Here is a 17495-nt window from a genome sequence, read left to right as displayed (position 1 = left end):
CGCCTTTTAGCCATTACATAAGCGGTGCGCCAAGTTCGCATCGTGTTGACAAGCTGCCGGACCTTGGATCCGGCAAGATTGGAGAACGACATGCCTGCCGTGCAGGAGACCATTGATCAGGTCCGTCAGATCGACGTGGACCAGTACAAGTACGGTTTCGAGACGACCATCGAAGTCGAAAAGGCCCCCAAGGGCCTTTCCGAAGACATCATCCGTTTCATCTCGGAAAAAAAGAGCGAGCCGGAATGGATGCTCGAGTGGCGCCTTGAGGCCTATCGCCGCTGGCTGACGCTCGAAGAGCCCACCTGGGCGCGCGTCAACTATCCGAAGATCGACTTCAACGAGATCTACTATTACGCCGCTCCCAAGGGCGTAACGGGTCCGAAGTCGCTCGACGAGGTCGACCCGGAAATCCTCAAGGTCTACGAGAAGCTCGGCATTCCGCTCAAGGAACAGGAAATCCTCGCCGGCGTGCAGAAGTCCAAGATCGCCGTCGACGCCGTTTTCGACAGCGTCTCGGTCGTCACCACCTTCAAGGAAGAGCTGAAGAAGGCCGGCGTGATCTTCATGTCGATCTCCGAGGCGATCCGCGAGCATCCCGACCTCGTGAAGAAGTATCTCGGCTCGGTCGTTCCGACGACCGACAACTATTACGCGACGCTGAACTCGGCTGTCTTCACCGACGGCTCCTTCGTCTTCGTGCCGAAGGGTGTTCGTTGCCCGATGGAACTGTCGACCTACTTCCGCATCAACGAGAAGAACACCGGCCAGTTCGAGCGCACGCTGATCATCTGCGAAGAGGGCGCCTACGTGTCCTATCTCGAAGGTTGCACGGCGCCTCAGCGCGACGAGAACCAGCTTCACGCAGCCGTTGTCGAACTCGTTGCGCTCGATGACGCCGAGATCAAGTACTCGACGGTGCAGAACTGGTATCCGGGCGACAAGGAAGGCAAGGGCGGCATCTACAACTTCGTCACCAAGCGTGGCGATTGCCGTGGCAAGAACTCCAAGATCTCCTGGACGCAGGTCGAAACCGGCTCGGCGATCACCTGGAAGTATCCGTCCTGCATCCTGCGTGGCGACGGTTCGCGCGGCGAGTTCTACTCGATCGCCGTTTCGAACGGTCACCAGCAGATCGACAGTGGCACCAAGATGATCCATCTCGGCAAGAACACGTCGAGCCGCATCGTCTCGAAGGGTATTGCTGCCGGCGTTTCGGAAAACACCTATCGCGGCCAGGTTTCGGCCCACCGCAAGGCCGAGAACGCCCGCAACTTCACCCAGTGCGATTCGCTCCTGATCGGCGACAAGTGCGGCGCTCACACCGTGCCTTACATCGAGGCGAAGAACTCGACGGCGCAGTTCGAGCACGAAGCCACCACGTCGAAGATTTCCGAGGACCAGCTGTTCTACTGCCTGCAGCGCGGCATCCCGACCGAAGCGGCGATCGCATTGATCGTCAACGGCTTCGTCAAGGAAGTCATCCAGGAACTGCCGATGGAATTTGCCGTCGAAGCGCAGAAGCTGATCGGCATCTCGCTCGAAGGCTCGGTGGGCTAAGGCCCTGAACTGAAAATTGAATGGCGCGCACCAAGAGCTTGCGCGCGAACGAACGTTCGTTTCCCAAGAGGACGATAGAAATGCTTGAAATCAAGAACCTGCACGCCCGCATCGCCGAAGACGGCACCGAGATCATCCGTGGCCTGAACCTGACCGTGAAGGCCGGCGAAGTCGCCGCCATCATGGGCCCGAACGGCTCCGGCAAGTCGACGCTGTCCTACATCCTGTCGGGCCGCGAAGACTACGAAGTCACCGAAGGCGACATCCTCTATAACGGCGAGAGCATTCTCGAGCTCGACGCCGCCGAGCGCGCCGCCAAGGGCATCTTCCTGGCCTTCCAGTATCCGGTCGAGATCCCGGGCGTTGCCACCATGCAGTTCCTGAAGGTGGCGATGAACGAGCAGCGCAAGTATCGCGGCGAAGACGAACTGACGACGCCGGAATTCATGCGCCGCGTCAAGGAAGCGGCTGCCGAGCTGAAGATCGCTCCGGAAATGCTGCGCCGTCCGCTCAACGTCGGTTTCTCTGGCGGTGAAAAGAAGCGCGCCGAAATCCTGCAGATGTCGCTGCTTGAGCCGAAGCTGTGCGTCCTCGACGAAACCGATTCCGGTCTCGACATCGACGCGCTGAAGATCGTTGCTGACGGCGTCAACGCGCTGCGTTCGCCGGACCGCGCCGTCGTCGTCATCACCCACTACCAGCGCCTGCTCGACTACATCGTGCCGGACACGGTGCACGTCCTCTACAAGGGCCAGGTCATCAAGTCTGGCGACAAGACGCTGGCGCACGAACTCGAAGCCAACGGCTACGCGGAAATCATCGAGGCCGCGGCTTGACGCCTGTTGAAGGAGCGTTCGAATGAATATGCAACAGGCAATCAAGATGACGGCGGCCGAGACGGCGCTCGTCGAAGCCTACACCGCCCAGATCGGTGACCTGCCGGGCGACGGCTCGGTGCTTTCGGTTCGCGACAACTTGGTACACGAACTGCGAACGGCTGGTCTTCCGACCCGCCGCGTCGAATCCTGGCACTACACGGACCTTCGCACGCTGCTGCGCGCCGTTCCCGCTGCCGACCCGACGGCGTTTGCCGATCGCGTCGACGCGCTGGTTCCAGGCTCGACGGTACTTTCCGTGCGCAACGGCCAGGCTGACCTCAAGGGCAACCTGCCCGAGGGCGTGACCGTGCGTTCCTACGTCGACAGCCTGCTCGACGGCTCGGCCGCGGCCGGCCTTGCCGTGCTCGGCTTTGACGATGCGATCGGTCGCATCAATGGTGGCCTCGTGCGCGGCGGTCTCGAGATCGACGTCGCTGCTGAAGCCTCGCTGGAAAATCCGCTGGAAATCCAGCTGGTGCAGAGCCTCGGCCAGGCGCACACGCGCTTCCCGGTCACCTTTGGCGCTGGCGCCAAGGCAACCGTGATCGAACGGCACCTGTCGACCAAGGACGCAGAAAGCTTCGTCTCGTCGGTCAGCGACGTGACGCTCGCCGAAGGTGCCGATGTCATCTGGATCATCCTGCAGCAGCAGGGTGCCGCTGATACGCATCTCGGCCAGATCCGCTTCGACCTCGGCAAGAACGCCAAGCTGCATCTCTTCGTGATCAACGCCGGCGGCAAGCTGGTGCGCCAGGAGATCCACGGCAAGACGAGCGGCGAGGGTGCTGACCTGACCTTGCGCGGCATCAATCTGCTCGGCGGCGAGACGCATACGGACGTGACCTTCACGCTCGGCCACAACGTGCCGCACACGACGTCTTCGGAAATCATCCGCAACGTCGTCTTCGACCGCGCCAAGGGCGTTTTCCAGGGCAAGATCCTGGTCGCCAAGGACGCGCAGAAGACCGACGCGAAGATGTCGTGCAACACGCTGCTCCTCTCCGACGACGCCGACCTGTCGGCCAAGCCGGAACTGGAGATCTTCGCCGACGACGTGCAGTGCGGCCACGGCGCGACGGTTGCCGATATCGACCACACGCAGCTCTTCTACCTGATGGCGCGCGGCGTTCCGGAAAACAAGGCGCGGGCCATGCTCGTCAATGCCTTCGTTGCCGAGATCGTCGAAGAGCTTGAAGACCACGAAGCGCTGGTCGAGGCACTGGAAGACGTCATCTCGACCTGGCTCGACAAGCACGCCTGACGGGCTCCTTGCGTAATTCCTTAAATCGGCAGCGATTTGAGGGTAAATTATGCAGCGGCTCAACATGTTGCAGCGCGCTTAGCGCGCCTTAACGGACGCGCGGCGCTCCAGGGCAATTGGATTAAGAGACATGGAACACACTGTACCGGTGCCTGCCTACGACGTCGAAGCGATCCGCAAGGATTTCCCGATCCTGTCGAAAACCGTCTACGGCAAGCCGCTTGTCTATCTCGACAACGGCGCATCGGCACAGAAGCCGCAGGTCGTGATCGATGCGATCTCCCATGCCTATTCCAACGAATACGCCAACGTCCATCGCGGCCTGCATTTCCTGTCGAATGCCGCGACGGAAGCCTATGAGGCGGCGCGCGAAAAGGTGCGCCGTTTCCTCAACGCCCCATCCGTCGACAACGTCATCTTCACCAAGTCCTCGACCGAGGCGATCAACACGGTCGCCTATGGCTACGGCATGCCTGTCCTTGGCGAGGGCGACGAGATCGTGCTCTCCATCATGGAGCACCACTCCAACATCGTTCCGTGGCACTTCATCCGCGAGCGCCAGGGCGCCAAGCTCGTCTGGATCCCGGTGGATGACGACGGCGCGCTTCATGTCGAAGATTTCGTAAAGTGCCTGACCGACAAGACCAAGCTCATCGCCATCACCCATATGTCGAATGCGCTCGGAACCGTCGTCCCGGTCAAGGAAATCTGCCGCATCGCCCGTGAGCGCGGCATTCCGGTGCTCGTCGATGGCAGCCAGGGCGCCGTACACATGCCGGTCGATGTCCAGGACATCGACTGCGACTGGTACGTGATGACCGGCCACAAGCTCTACGGTCCGTCGGGCATCGGCGTGCTCTACGGCAAGACCGATCGCCTGAAGGAAATGCGGCCGTTCCTCGGCGGTGGCGAGATGATCGAAGTGGTCACGGAAGACACCGTCACCTACAACGATCCACCGCATCGCTTCGAAGCCGGCACGCCGCCGATCGTGCAGGCAATCGGCCTTGGCTACGCACTCGACTATATGGAAAAGCTCGGCCGGGCAGCCATACAGGCGCACGAGGCGGACCTGACGGCCTACGCGCGCGAGCGCCTGTCGGCGGTCAACTCGCTCAGGGTCTTCGGCAATACGCCCGACAAGGGCAGCATCTTTGCCTTCGAGCTTGCCGGCATCCATTCGCACGATGTGTCGATGGTGATCGACCGCGCAGGCGTCGCCGTTCGCGCCGGCACGCATTGCGCCCAGCCGCTCTTGAAACGCTTTGGCGTCACCTCCACATGCCGTGCATCCTTCGGCCTTTATAATACCCGGGCCGAAGTCGATGCTCTGGTCGAGGCACTGGAACACGCTCGCAAGTTTTTCGCTTGAGGAATAATATATAGAAGGTTCAAAGACTTCTCATAAATCTTTGAACCAGAAGAGAAAGTTCAGGAGGCCTGACATGAGCCTTGATGCTACGGAAGAAAAGATCGACGTTCGTGAAGGCATCGTCCATTCGGCGATTCCGGCCGAAGAAATTGCACGCCTCAGCGACGATATCATTGCCGCGCTGAAGACCGTCTACGACCCGGAAATCCCGGCCGACATCTTCGAACTGGGCCTGATCTACAAGATCGACATCGAAGACGACCGCATGGTCAAGATCGACATGACGCTGACCGCACCCGGTTGCCCGGTGGCGGGCGAGATGCCGGGCTGGGTCGAGAATGCCGTCGGCGCCGTCGAGGGTGTCTCGGGTGTCGAGGTCAAGATGACCTTCGATCCGCCGTGGACGCCCGACCGCATGTCCGAGGAAGCACAGGTCGCCGTCGGCTGGTACTGAGCCCTGCCATATTGATCCGTTAAGGCACGGATACTACATTTGATTCTGTAAGGCGCCGGGCCTTTACCCCGGTGACGACAAGGAGAATGAGCCCATGGGCTTTGCCGTGATGAGCCTGACCGACGCTGCTGCTGGCCGCGTGCGCGCGATCGTCGAGAATTCCGGCGCCGATGCCAAGGGCATTCGCGTCGGCATCAAGAAGGGTGGCTGCGCCGGCATGGAATATGCCGTTGATCTCGTGACCGAACCCAATCCCAAGGACGATCTGATCGAGCATCAGGGCGCCAAGGTCTGGATTGCGCCGGAAGCCGTGCTCTATCTGCTCGGCACGCAGATGGATTTCGAAGTGACGACGCTGCGCTCCGGCTTCACCTTCCACAATCCCAACCAGACATCCGCCTGCGGGTGCGGTGAATCGGTCGAGTTGAAGCCGGCCGATCTGGCGGCACTTGCCGCGCAGGGCGACGCCGTCGTGCGCGCCAGCTAAGTTTTACCATTCCTACAATTGGATAGGTCGGCCCGGTTTTCGCCGGGCCTTTTTTCTGCTGAGATACACATCTATGGAATAGGGAGAGGGACATGGCGGCGTTGAACGAAGATCTCGTCTTCAAGGCGCTCTACGAAACGTTTCCCGATCCCGTGATTATCATCGACGCCGAGCGGATCATCCGTTCCGCGAACAATGCAGCACTCCGCCAGTTCGGCTATCCGGCTGCGGAGTTCATCGACAAGTCCGTACGCCTGATCTACGCGACCGACGCGGAGTACGCCAAGCGCCTGCAGAACCGGGCGGCGCGCGTGGACGAAACCGCGCCCCGATCCTCGAACTATCTTTATGTCCGGCGTGACGGCTCGACGTTTTCGGGGCATCTGCGCACGACGCCGCTGATCAACGACGCTGGCGAAGAACTGGCGCTCATCGGCATCATCAGAGACATTTCGGACCTGACCGAAGCGGTGAGCGAACGGCAGAAGGCTTCCGAGATGCTGAATGCGGCGCTCGAAGCGATGCCCGAGGGCTTTGCCATCTTCGACCGGGAGGAACGGCTGGTCGTCTATAACCGGGCCTATCAGGCGATCTGCGGGCCTGCCGGTCAGGCACTCAAGCCCGGCATCACCGCCGAGGAAATCCTGCTCTTGGCGCGTCAGGGCGGTCATTACCCGGACGCCTTGCCGGGCACGCGCGAAGGCGACGAGTGGATCGCCTCGCGACTGCGCGATTTCCGCTATCCGGACGGAAAGCCAAAGATCCACCGTTATGCCGACGACCGCTGGCTGCGCGTGGAGAACATCAAGGCCAAGGACGGCAACACGGTCGTCGCGCGTGTCGATGTCACGGACCTGAAGCGCGCCGAGCTGGCGCTCGAGCGGCAACGACAGGAACTGGAGCACAAGAACGAAGCGCTCGATCAGTTCACCGCCACCGTTTCCCACGACCTCAAGGCACCGCTTCGGCACATCTCGATGTTCTCCGAGATGATCGAAGACGACCTAAAAGCCGGGAACCAGACCGAGCTTGCCGAAAATGCCCGGCACTTGCGCGACAGCGTCCGGCGCATGAACCGCGTGGTCGACAGCCTGCTCGACTATGCGCAGATCGCGCATCGCATCACCGACTGGACCGAGGTGAAGCTGAGCGACGTCGTCTCGGAGACGCTGGCTATCCTTGCCGGTGACGCCAGCGACGCCAACGCTACCTTCGAGGTTGGCCCGCTGCCGGAACTGGAGGGGGATCCCGAATTGCTGCGTCGGCTGGTCCAGAACCTCGTCGGCAATGCGATCAAGTACCGGCACGCCGACCGCCGCCCGCTCATCCGCATTCACGGCAACAACTTGCACCAGACGGTGGAACTGGTGGTGGAGGACAACGGCATCGGCATCGATCCGCGGTTTGCGACCCGAATCTTCGAAGTGTTCCAGCGGCTGCACAAGGATGAGACGGTCTATGGCGGCACCGGAATCGGCCTGTCGCTCGCCAAACGCATCGCCGAAAGCCATGGCGGTTCGATCTGCCTTGACACGAGCTTCCGAGAAGGCGCACGTTTCATCGTGTTGCTTCCGAGGTGGCTGAGGAAGGCGAAGTAGGGCGGAACAAGGTGACCTCGACGCCAAAGCGATTGCTCTTGGTGGAAGACGACGCGCACGATGCGCGTTTCGTGATGCGCGCCTTTGCCCAGGTCGATAAATCGATCGAACTCGTTCTGGCGACCGATGCGGACGAGGCCCTAGGGCAGCTCGCCAGCGGGCATTTCGACTACATGCTGATGGATATCAAGCTGCCCGGCAGCGACGGCATCGAGCTTCTAAGGCGTGTGCGCAAGAGCCGCGCCACTGCGCTGATCCCGATCATCGTGCTGACGTCCTCGATCAATCCGGCCGACGTGCTTCAGTGCTACGGTGCCGGCGCCAATGCCTATGCGGCAAAACCCTCCTCGGTCATCGAGTATCGCCGCTTTGCCGAGGCCTTCATCCGCTTCTGGGTCGAAAGCACGATCCTGCCACCGGGCATGAGTGCGCGCCGATAAATGCGGCCCGCACGCTACGGGTGTGACACGTCACGATCTCTGGGGATTCGGTCGGAGCGCAGATGCAGCGCATCCATCCGGGCGCAGGCGCGCCGGAAAGATAACCGGCGGAACATTGCTGCTCCGCCGGTCGATGTCGTTACTCTGCGGCTTCCGCGTAGCTTTCCAGCGGCGGGCAGGTGCAGACGAGGTTGCGGTCACCGAAGACATTGTCGACGCGATTGACCGGCGACCAGTACTTGTCGACCCGGAAGGCGCCCGGCGGGTAGCAGGCCTGCTCGCGCGAATAGGGACGATCCCATTCGCCCACCAGGTCTTCGACCGTGTGCGGAGCGTTCTTCAGCGGGTTGTTGGTCTTGTCCATGCGGCCGTCTTCGATCGCACGGGCTTCCTCGCGGATCGCCAACATCGCCTCGCAGAAGCGGTCGATTTCAGCCTTGGTTTCCGATTCCGTCGGCTCGATCATCAGCGTGCCGGCGACCGGCCAGCTCATGGTCGGGGCATGGAAACCGCAGTCGATCAGGCGCTTGGCAATGTCGTCGACGGTGACGCCGGCGCTTTCGACCAGCGGCCGGGTGTCGATGATGCACTCATGCGCGACACGGCCCTTGGACGACTTGTAGAGCACCTCGTAGGCGCCCTTCAGGCGAGCAGCGATGTAGTTCGCGTTGAGGATCGCCACCTTGGTCGCCTGCGTCAGGCCTTCGCCGCCCATCATCAGGCAGTAGCTCCAGGAGATCGGCAGGATCGAGGCCGAGCCGAAGGGCGCTGCCGAAACCGCACCGTTATTGCCGTCCGTTGCCGGGTGGCCAGGCAGGTAGGGTGCCAGATGCGCCTTGACGCCGATCGGGCCCATGCCCGGGCCGCCGCCGCCGTGCGGAATGCAGAAGGTCTTGTGCAGGTTGAGGTGGCTGACGTCGGAACCGATGTCGCCCGGGCGGGCAAGACCGACCATGGCGTTCATGTTGGCGCCGTCGAGATACACCTGGCCGCCGTGCTTGTGCACGATGTCACAGACTTCGCGCACGTTCTCCTCGAACACGCCGTGCGTCGAGGGGTAGGTGATCATGCAGCACGAGAGGTTTTCGGCGTACTGCTCGGCTTTCGCACGGAAATCATCCATGTCGATGTCGCCGTTGTCGCTCACCTTGATGACGACCACCTTCATGCCGGCCATCTGGGCCGAGGCAGGATTGGTGCCGTGTGCCGAGGTCGGGATCAGGCAGACGTCGCGATGGGCGTTGCCCTGAGCGAGGTGATAGGCACGGATCGTCAGGAGACCGGCATATTCACCTTGAGCACCGGAGTTCGGCTGCATCGAGATCGCATCATAGCCGGTGACCGCGCAGAGCTTTTCCGACAGGTCCTCGATCATGTGCTGGTAACCAGCCGCCTGATCCTTCGGCACGAACGGATGGATCTCCGCAAATTCCGGCCAGGTGATCGGCAGCATTTCCGCCGTCGCATTCAGCTTCATCGTGCAGGAGCCGAGCGGGATCATCGCCCGGTCGAGCGCGAGGTCGCGGTCGGACAGCCGGCGGATGTAGCGCGTCATCTCGCTTTCGGCACGGTTCATGTGGAAGATCGGGTGCGTCAGGTACTCGCTGGTGCGCAGCAGCGCCTCCGGCAGACGGTAACCCGGCTCGAACTCTTCCACCTTGAAGTCGCCACCGAAGGCGCGCCAGACGGCTTCGAGCGTCACGGGGCGCGAGCGCTCGTCGAGGCTGATGCCGATCTTGGTTTCGCCGATCTTGCGCAGGTTCACTTCCTCGGCGACCGCGGTCTTGAGGATGATGCCCTGCAGCTTGCCGACTTCGACGGTGATCGTGTCGAAGAAGACATCCGGCTCAACGGTGTAGCCGAGCTTTTCGAGGCCCATGGCGAGACGAACGGTCTTCTGGTGAACGCTCTGGGCGATCGCCTTGATGCCCTTCGGGCCATGGAAGACGGCGTACATCGAGGCCATGACGGCGAGTAGAACCTGCGCGGTGCAGATGTTCGACGTCGCCTTTTCGCGGCGGATGTGCTGTTCGCGGGTCTGCAGCGACAGGCGATAGGCGCGGTTGCCGCGGGCATCGACCGAAACGCCGACCAGACGGCCGGGCATCGAACGCTTGTGCGCGTCCTTGACGGCCATATAGGCCGCATGCGGACCACCATAGCCGACCGGAACGCCGAAGCGCTGGGTGCAGCCGATGGCGATATCGGCGCCCATTTCGCCAGGCGACTTCAAAAGCGCCAGCGCTAGCGGATCGGCGGCAACCGTCGCGATCGCACCGGTCTGGTGCAGACGCGCGATCAGACCGGTGAAATCGTTCACCTGGCCGTAGGTGCCCGGATACTGGAAGATCGCTCCGAAGACGTCGACCGGATCGAGATCGGTGAAGGGATTGCCGATGACGATCTGCCAGCCGAGCGGCTCGGCGCGGGTCTTCAGAAGCGCGATCGTCTGCGGGTGGCAGTTTTCGTCGACGAAGAAGGACTTGGCCTTCGACTTCGAGACGCGCTCGGCCATGGCCATCGCTTCAGCGGCTGCCGTCGCTTCATCGAGAAGCGACGCGTTGGCAACGTCGAGGCCGGTCAGGTCGCAGACCATGGTCTGGTAGTTGAGCAGCGCCTCGAGGCGGCCCTGGCTGATTTCCGGCTGGTAAGGCGTGTAGGCCGTGTACCAGGCCGGGTTTTCCAGGATGTTGCGCTGGATAACCGGCGGCGTGATCGTGCCGTAGTAGCCCTGGCCGATCAGCGACACGAGCTTCTGGTTGCGGTTGGCCGTTTCGCGCATCTTGTCGAGCGCCTCGCGCTCGGTCATCGGCGCGCCCCAGGCAAGCGGCGTCTTCTGCCGGATCGACGGCGGCACGGTGTCGTCGATCAGCGCATCGAGCGTCGGGTAACCGACGACCTTCAGCATCTCGTCCATTTCGGCCGGAGACGGGCCGATATGACGCCGGTTGGCAAAGTCATACGGCTTGTAGTCCGTAAAGGTGAAATCCTTGGGCATGCTCATCAGGCGACGAGCTCCTTGTAGGCCGCTTCGTCGAGAAGGGCGTCGGCTGCGTTCGGATCGGCGAGCTTGAGCTTGAAGAACCAGGCGGCGCCCTGCGGGTCGCTGTTGACCAGCGACGGGTCGTCGACGATCGCCTGGTTGACTTCGACGATTTCGCCGTCAAGTGGACAATAGACGTCGGACGCCGCCTTGACGGACTCGACCGTTGCCGCCGTGTCGCCCTTGGCGAAAGTGGAGCCGGTTTCCGGCAATTCCACGAAGACCAGGTCGCCAAGCTGGCCGGCTGCGTGCTCGGTGATGCCGACCGTTGCAACGCCAGCTTCGACCTTCAGCCACTCGTGTTCGTCGGTGAACTTCAACATTATCGCTCTCTCCTGATCAGCGTTTGTAGGTTTGTTTGACGAAGGGAAGGGCAGCGACCGCCAGGGGCAGGTACTTGCCGCGCACTTCCGCAAATAGGGTGGTGCCGACGTTCGTGTGGCCGGATTCGACATAGCCCATGGCCACAGGGCCATCGACGGAGGGGCCGAAACCACCCGAGGTCACCTGACCGACCGGGGTCTTGCCCTCGGCATCGGCAAAGAGATTGGCGCCGCCGCGAACCGGCGCGCGTCCCTCGGGCTTCAGACCGACACGGCGGCGCGAGGCGCCGTCGGCGAGCTGGGCGAGGATGCGGTCGGCACCGGGGAAGCCGCCTTCACGGGCACCGCCGGCGCGGCGCGCCTTCTGCATCGCCCATTCGATGGCGCCCTCGACCGGCGTGGTCGTGGTGTCGATGTCGTTGCCATAGAGACAAAGGCCCGCCTCCAGACGCAGCGAATCGCGCGCGCCAAGACCGATCGGCTTGACATCGGGATGTTCCAGCAGCCGTTGTGTCACATCGACGGCGGAGGCTGCGGGAATGGAAATCTCGAAACCGTCCTCGCCGGTATAGCCCGAGCGCGAAATGATGCAGGTGACATCGTGCAGGTCGGCCTCGGCGACATCCATGAAGCGCATGCCCGAAACATCGGCCCAGAGTTCGCCGAGCACGGCTTCGGCATGCGGCCCCTGCAGCGCGATCAGCGCGCGGTCATCGAGCATGGCGACCTCGCAGGTGTCGGCAAGTCCCTTTTTCAGATGCTCGAAATCCTGATCCTTGCAGGCGGCGTTGACGACGAGGAACAGGTGATCACCACGATTGGCGATCATCAGGTCGTCGAGGATGCCGCCTTCGGCATTGGTGAAGATCGCATAGCGCTGCCGACCCTCGCCAAGGCCGAGAACGTCCACCGGCACCAGCTTTTCAAGCGCAAGCGCTGCGTCCTCGACCTTGCCGGACTTCGGCCGGACGATCACTTGGCCCATGTGCGAGACATCGAAAAGGCCGGCGGCAACACGGGTGTGCTGGTGCTCCTTCATCACGCCATCGGGGTACTGCACCGGCATGTCGTAACCGGCAAAGGGCACCATGCGCGCGCCAAGGGAAAGGTGCAGCGCATGCAGCGGCGTCTGTTTCAAATGAGGATTGTTTTCCAAATCCGGCCTCCAGGTCTGGCGCTCCCGCGCCGGCTCACACTTCCGGCGTCAATCGCCGTCGATTCGAGCCCCCTCTGTCCCTTTGCCTGAGATTGTTATCCCTTCGGCGAGCGTGAAAACGCTTCTCTCCAGAGTCCTACCGGCACCTTGCTGGTCCTTTGGCCTGAGAGTTTCCGGGGCGGTTGCTCCTTCGGCACCGGTTTGAGCCGGCTTCTCCCAACAAGATCGTCTCCAGATAACGGCGAAGGCGGGATGTTGGCAAGGGGGCGGTGTCGCGCTGAAACACATTTTTGTCGCACGACCAAAAGACGCAGCCGAGCCGGGTGCGGCAATTCTGCCTTTGCATTCTTCTCCGGTTGAGGATAACCCAAGACAGATACCGGGGATAACCATGACAGGGCGCGACGGAAAATTCGGGATAGCAGTGCGGCTGATCGCCGTCTTTGCGCTCGTTTTCCTGACCTTCGCCCACAAGCCGCTCAGCGCCAAGACACTGAGCCCGGCTGAAATTTCCGCCTATCAGCTGCCTGACGGAACGATCGGCGAAATCTGCTTCGGCATGGATGGCGTCGACCATGAAAGCGGCAAGGGCCAGGCTATGGCCCCGATCTGCGAGGCCTGCCGCCTTTCGGGCTCCATTCTGCTGCCGGCTCCGCCAACCGAGAGCCTTCGCGCCGAAACGGGCGCGTGGCAGGTTTCTCCGATCGCCGCTGTAAACGCGGCACCCCATCAGCATCTGCGGCTGCTGCCGCCTTCGCGCGGGCCTCCAGCGCGCTCGTAATTCTCCTCTCGCATCCCAATACAATTTGCCGCGTTCAAGCGGTTTGGACCACCGGACATCGGGCAAAGCCCGGCGCGTGGTCAGGAGATTACGACATGACAAAGACCAGGATCGCTTCGCTTTCGCTCGGCCTTACCCTTGCCGCAAGCGGCATCGCCCACGCCCACGCCACCTTCGAGAAGGACACGGCGCCGGTGGAGAGCACCTTCAAGGCGGTGCTGCAGGTTCCCCATGGCTGCGACGGCAAGCCGACGACGGAAGTGCAGATCAAGCTGCCGGAAGGCTTCGTCTTCGCCCAGCCGCAGCCGAAGCCCGGCTGGGAGATCGAGATCATCAAGGGCGACTACCAGAAGACCTACGACAATCACGGCAAGAAGGTCACATCCGGCCCGCTGGAGATCCGCTGGAAGGGCGGCAATCTTCCCGACGAATATTACGACACCTTCGTCGTGCGCGGCAAAGTCTCGGGCTTCGACAAGGAGACGGTGCTTGCCTTCCCGACCACGCAGCTTTGCGGCACCGAAGGCAAGGTCGTCTGGGACCAGGTGGCGGCCGAGGGCCAAAATGCGCATGACATGAAAAGCCCGGCGCCGACCGTCACGGTAACGATGGCCGATGCCGCCGATCCGCATGCCGGCCATGGCGGGCATATGGCTGCAGCCGGCGGCTCGGCCAAGCTCGGCGATCTCGATATCACCGGCGGCTCGGTGAAGGCGATGCTGCCCGGCGCCAAGGTCGGTGGCGGTTTCCTGACGATCAAGAACGGTGGGGCAGGTGAAGACCGGCTCGTTGCTGTCGAGAGCCCCGCGGCCGCACGGGTCGAGATCCATGAGATGAAGATGGAAAACGACGTGATGCGGATGCGCAAGCTGGACGACGGCGTGGCATTGCCGGCCGGCGAAACGGTCGAGCTCAAGGCCGGCGGCCTGCACCTGATGTTCATGGACGTGAAGACGCCCTTCAAGGAAGGCGAAACGGTCCCCGTCACGCTCGTCTTCGAAAAGGCCGGCAAGGTCGATGCGACATTCCCGGTCGGCTCGGCCAAGGGCGGCGAGGCAGCCGGCGGCCAGAAGCATCATTGATCCGAGAAATCGCGATGCCGCTCAAGCGGCGTCGCTCTCATCCTCCTGGCCGGCGGGTTCATCCTGCCGGCCTTCGTTTTCCTGCTTCTCGGAACCACCGTCGTCGTCGCGCATGAATTCGAGATAGCGGCGCAGGGCCTCAGCTTCCGAGCGCTCCGGCAGACGGCCGTCGGCCGTGGCCAGCATGAAAGAGAGGGGCAGGGCGCCTTTGGTCTTGGGGATCGAGACCGGCGTCAGCTTGGGCTCTTCGGTGCGACGCGCCGAGAGCAACGTGATCGCTTCGTCGGTCGGACCGTCGCCACGCACGCGTGCGGACGGCTTCAGCGCTTCCGCCGCATAGGCCGCCGTCGTTGCGGATACTGTGACGATCTGAGTCACGTCTTTCCTGCGTTCCCATTAGCAATCCACTCTTGTCGCTCAGTTTCACCTGAAGGCGGGTAAAAACTGGTGGTTGCATTTTAGGAAAACTCTAACGATGGTCGCCGCGACCCGTGCGGAGCGAGCCGGCACATCACTAATACTTGCGCGATCGCTAAAGTTAAAACACACTCGTTCTAATAGAAACGGGGAGGTTGTGATGACCGAGCGAAGCATGCTGGAATTCAGGGTGCGGGCCCTTTATCTCGCCCGCAATGTCAACGACCTCGACACGATGATGGCGCAACTCGATCCGGACTTCAGCTTCCGCATCGTCGGAAGCGGCAGGCTCGGCACGATGGCGCTTGCCGTCAACACACCGGAAACGGTGCGCGACAGTTTCGCGACGCTCGTCAACAATTGGGACCTGAGCGAGATGGAGATGGTCGGCTGCTATGCCGATGGTGATACCGTCGTCGTCCACCGCGCCGGCTTTGTTCGCTTCATCCCGTCGCAGACCCGCGAGCGAACCGAAATCATCGACAAGTTCACGTTCCGCGACGATCGGATCGTCGATCTGACGGAGTTCGTCGATACCCTGTTTGTCGCCGAAACGATCGGGCTGCTGAACGAGCCGGCCGTCGCCTAGTCCTCTTCGGCGCGCGACAGGATGAGCTTTTGAACCGACGGCTCCTGGGAGCGAATGGCGTTCATCAACACGGTCAGGCGGCCACGCAGGCTGTGGACCTGGTCGAGCAGCCGCATGGCCACGTCGACGCCGTCGTCATTGACGCCCATGGGGCCCGTCAGATCCTGGATCAGCCGCGCGCGCGCAAGGTCGGCATCCTCGAACAGCCAGCCGGCATCGGCCTCCTGGGGCATCAGCCAGCGCTGCTCGACCCAGATGCGCAAAACCTTGACCTCGATATCCAGATGTTCGCAGAATTCACGGTCGTTCATAGGTCATCCTCCCATGCCCTTGCGCGGATCTTCCGTCTTGCCGGCTGCCCAGCCTTCGACGAAGGCGGAAAGCGCCGGGTCCGGGGCCTGCGGCAGCACGATCTTCAGGCTGACATAGGCATCGCCATGGCCGCCGCCCGGCTTGTGCAGTCCCTTGCCCTTCAGCCGCAGCGTCTTGCCGCTGTTGGTGTGCGGATTAATCGACACGTTGACGGCACCATCGATCGTCGGAACGCGGATCTTGCCGCCGAGCACCGCCTCGCTCAGCGATATCGGCACCTCGTAGCGCACGTCGTCACCATCGGTGGCAAAGAGCGGATGCGGGCGGACGCGAATGTCGATCAGTGCGTCGCCGGCCGGTGCGCCGTCGCGACCCGGCTCGCCCTTGCCGCGCAGCCTCAGCGTCTGGCCGTCGCGCGTGCCGGGCGGAATGGTCAGGTCGAGCGCCGGTCCGCCGCCGGGCAGGGTGATCTGGGTCTTGGTGCCGTTCGCCGCGTCGAGAAATGCGATCTCCATCGAGAAATGGGTATCGCGACCGCGCTGTCGCGGCTGCTGTCCGCCCGCACGCCGCGAAAAGAAGCTCGAGAAGATATCGTCGGCTTCGGCAAAATCCGAAAAGCCATGCGCACTTTCGTAGCGTGCCCCCGTATCGCCGGATTGGGCATAATCGCGGTAATAGTGCCGGGGCGGCGTTTCCGCTCCGGTTTCGTCGATCTCTCCGCGATCGTATTTTCCGCGTTTGTCCTCGTCGCCAAGCACGGCATAGGCCGCTGAAACCGCCTTGAAGCGGTCCTCCGCGCCCTTGTCTCCCGGGTTGAGATCCGGGTGCAGCTTCTTGGCAAGCTTGCGATAGGCGCTCTGGATGTCCTTTTGCGTCGCGTCGCGGCTGACACCGAGCGTTTCGTATGGGCTCGTCATGCGATCTCCTTTGGGCGAGCGGGGATCGACCGCGTTTGCCGTGCCTTGCCGGGCCGGCGCATGCGTCTTCAATCGCTCGCCTAAGAGCATAGAGCAGATTTGCGCCCGCGACAGGGGCGAAGACGCCGCGCGACTCCACCATTTCGCGAAAGGGAGCGGTCTGCTACAATCGGTCGCGCAAATGAGCGCTTAAGGGGCAGTACGCCCCGAAGCTTCGGGAGGTCGAAATGTCCGTCCGCCTGCAACTCGCGATCATGGTCGGCCTGATGGTCAACGCCATCCTGTTCGCCATCGGGATCCTCATCGTTCTTTCGGTGCCGGCCCTCACGGCCAACGCCAAATATGCGATCCCGGTCGTGGTCGTCAGCTGTTTCCTGATCACGCCGTTCATCGCCTGGATCATGGCGCCGCGACTTCGGCTGCAATACTGGAGAGAGCGCGAACAGACGAACCGGCAGCATCCGATCTAGCGGCCCATTCATCCATTGTTGACCGTGTCCGGATTGTCGCCCCATGGCGGGCGGCGGTCGATGCAGATTGCATCTTCAACGATCATACATTTTGTTATACCACCATTTTAGTACTTGTTTTCTAACCGGCTCCGCCGCAGATTCTCTCAAGTCTCAAGGACATAGCCGGAACGCAGGCCAGAAGGGGACCGACTTCATGAGAACGATCGTATTGCTGCTCACGCTCACCACGCTGGCCGCCTGTTCACAAACCGCCGGTGGCCCGCCACGCGTCGTCGGCGGCGACGGAGACTACTACCAGGGCATCGTTGCGCCGCGGTAAGTTCGATCGTTCCAATCGATCATTTGGGGTACC

At 62.2% G+C, this 17495-nt stretch carries 19 protein-coding genes and 1 riboswitch; of the genes, 13 read left to right on the top strand and 6 right to left on the bottom strand.

Annotation, left to right across the window (positions count from 1 at the left end; genetic code table 11):
• Positions 1-90: 90 nt before the first annotated feature.
• The 8 genes from sufB to ACIQUG_RS03605 all read left to right on the top strand — a co-directional run bounded on the left by sufB (position 91) and on the right by ACIQUG_RS03605 (position 8050).
• Complete coding sequence (gene sufB / locus ACIQUG_RS03640; protein WP_402317482.1) at positions 91-1560, top strand: Fe-S cluster assembly protein SufB; 1470 nt, start codon at positions 91-93, stop codon at positions 1558-1560.
• Positions 1561-1640: 80 nt separating this feature from the next.
• Entirely contained in the window at positions 1641-2396 is a 756-nt protein-coding gene (gene sufC, locus ACIQUG_RS03635) for a Fe-S cluster assembly ATPase SufC (protein WP_043614649.1), read from the top strand.
• 22 nt (positions 2397-2418) lie between these two features.
• A complete protein-coding gene (gene sufD, locus ACIQUG_RS03630) occupies positions 2419-3699 on the top strand; it encodes a Fe-S cluster assembly protein SufD (protein WP_402317479.1) in 1281 nt (426 codons plus the stop codon).
• Positions 3700-3829: 130 nt separating this feature from the next.
• Positions 3830-5071 (top strand): cysteine desulfurase, encoded by a 1242-nt coding sequence (locus ACIQUG_RS03625; protein WP_205238757.1) that lies wholly within the window; start codon positions 3830-3832, stop codon positions 5069-5071.
• 73 nt (positions 5072-5144) lie between these two features.
• The gene (locus tag ACIQUG_RS03620) at positions 5145-5525 is read left to right on the top strand and encodes an SUF system Fe-S cluster assembly protein (RefSeq protein WP_043614418.1); all 381 of its coding nucleotides are present in this window, start codon (positions 5145-5147) and stop codon (positions 5523-5525) included.
• 94 nt (positions 5526-5619) lie between these two features.
• A complete protein-coding gene (sufA, locus tag ACIQUG_RS03615) occupies positions 5620-6012 on the top strand; it encodes a Fe-S cluster assembly scaffold SufA (protein WP_402317477.1) in 393 nt (130 codons plus the stop codon).
• A gap of 92 nt (positions 6013-6104) precedes the next feature.
• On the top strand, positions 6105-7610 hold the full coding sequence (locus ACIQUG_RS03610; RefSeq protein ID WP_402317474.1) for an ATP-binding protein: 1506 nt from the start codon (positions 6105-6107) through the stop codon (positions 7608-7610).
• An 11-nt stretch (positions 7611-7621) separates the two neighbouring features.
• Positions 7622-8050 carry a response regulator gene (locus ACIQUG_RS03605; RefSeq protein WP_156134021.1) on the top strand — a complete coding sequence of 143 codons (429 nt, stop codon included), beginning with the start codon at positions 7622-7624 and terminating at the stop codon, positions 8048-8050.
• A gap of 139 nt (positions 8051-8189) precedes the next feature.
• Here ACIQUG_RS03605 and gcvP read toward each other — a convergent pair whose 3' ends face one another.
• From gcvP to gcvT, 3 genes are read right to left on the bottom strand one after another with little or no spacing between them, the layout of a single operon-like run.
• On the bottom strand, positions 8190-11054 hold the full coding sequence (gene gcvP / locus ACIQUG_RS03600) for an aminomethyl-transferring glycine dehydrogenase (RefSeq protein WP_402317471.1): 2865 nt from the start codon (positions 11052-11054) through the stop codon (positions 8190-8192).
• Entirely contained in the window at positions 11054-11416 is a 363-nt protein-coding gene (gcvH, locus tag ACIQUG_RS03595; protein WP_025427112.1) for a glycine cleavage system protein GcvH, read from the bottom strand. The genes gcvP and gcvH overlap by 1 nt, the downstream gene beginning before the upstream one ends.
• A gap of 16 nt (positions 11417-11432) precedes the next feature.
• On the bottom strand, positions 11433-12572 hold the full coding sequence (gcvT, locus tag ACIQUG_RS03590; protein WP_402317467.1) for a glycine cleavage system aminomethyltransferase GcvT: 1140 nt from the start codon (positions 12570-12572) through the stop codon (positions 11433-11435).
• 141 nt (positions 12573-12713) lie between these two features.
• Positions 12714-12801: riboswitch (glycine riboswitch) on the bottom strand.
• 162 nt (positions 12802-12963) lie between these two features.
• Between gcvT and ACIQUG_RS03585 the strand changes: the two genes are divergently transcribed.
• Together ACIQUG_RS03585 and ACIQUG_RS03580 are read left to right on the top strand one after the other, a co-directional pair.
• Positions 12964-13353 (top strand): hypothetical protein, encoded by a 390-nt coding sequence (locus ACIQUG_RS03585; RefSeq protein ID WP_402317464.1) that lies wholly within the window; start codon positions 12964-12966, stop codon positions 13351-13353.
• 95 nt (positions 13354-13448) lie between these two features.
• Positions 13449-14435: a DUF1775 domain-containing protein gene (locus tag ACIQUG_RS03580; RefSeq protein ID WP_402317461.1), complete on the top strand. Its 987-nt coding sequence runs from the start codon at positions 13449-13451 to the stop codon at positions 14433-14435.
• 21 nt (positions 14436-14456) lie between these two features.
• On the opposite strand, the gene ACIQUG_RS03575 is transcribed toward ACIQUG_RS03580, so the two are convergent.
• A complete protein-coding gene (locus ACIQUG_RS03575) occupies positions 14457-14813 on the bottom strand; it encodes a hypothetical protein (RefSeq protein WP_043614400.1) in 357 nt (118 codons plus the stop codon).
• 199 nt (positions 14814-15012) lie between these two features.
• Here ACIQUG_RS03575 and ACIQUG_RS03570 point away from each other — a divergent pair, with 199 nt between their 5' ends.
• On the top strand, positions 15013-15441 hold the full coding sequence (locus ACIQUG_RS03570) for a nuclear transport factor 2 family protein (RefSeq protein WP_402317458.1): 429 nt from the start codon (positions 15013-15015) through the stop codon (positions 15439-15441).
• Here ACIQUG_RS03570 and ACIQUG_RS03565 read toward each other — a convergent pair.
• Positions 15438-15752 (bottom strand): chaperone modulator CbpM, encoded by a 315-nt coding sequence (locus ACIQUG_RS03565; protein WP_402317455.1) that lies wholly within the window; start codon positions 15750-15752, stop codon positions 15438-15440. The two genes, ACIQUG_RS03570 and ACIQUG_RS03565, sit on opposite strands and share 4 nt — an antisense overlap.
• A 3-nt stretch (positions 15753-15755) precedes the next feature.
• Complete coding sequence (locus tag ACIQUG_RS03560) at positions 15756-16670, bottom strand: DnaJ C-terminal domain-containing protein (protein WP_402317453.1); 915 nt, start codon at positions 16668-16670, stop codon at positions 15756-15758.
• 227 nt (positions 16671-16897) lie between these two features.
• Here ACIQUG_RS03560 and ACIQUG_RS03555 point away from each other — a divergent pair, with 227 nt between their 5' ends.
• Both ACIQUG_RS03555 and ACIQUG_RS03550 read left to right on the top strand, forming a co-directional pair.
• A complete protein-coding gene (locus ACIQUG_RS03555; protein ID WP_043614390.1) occupies positions 16898-17140 on the top strand; it encodes a hypothetical protein in 243 nt (80 codons plus the stop codon).
• 196 nt (positions 17141-17336) lie between these two features.
• Positions 17337-17462: a hypothetical protein gene (locus ACIQUG_RS03550; protein ID WP_327511907.1), complete on the top strand. Its 126-nt coding sequence runs from the start codon at positions 17337-17339 to the stop codon at positions 17460-17462.
• Positions 17463-17495: the final 33 nt, after the last annotated feature.

The sequence above is a fragment of the Ensifer sp. NPDC090286 genome (assembly GCF_044769565.1).
In the GTDB taxonomy this organism is placed as follows: Bacteria; Pseudomonadota; Alphaproteobacteria; order Rhizobiales; family Rhizobiaceae; genus Ensifer.
This window is presented reverse-complemented; position numbering and strand designations above follow the sequence as displayed.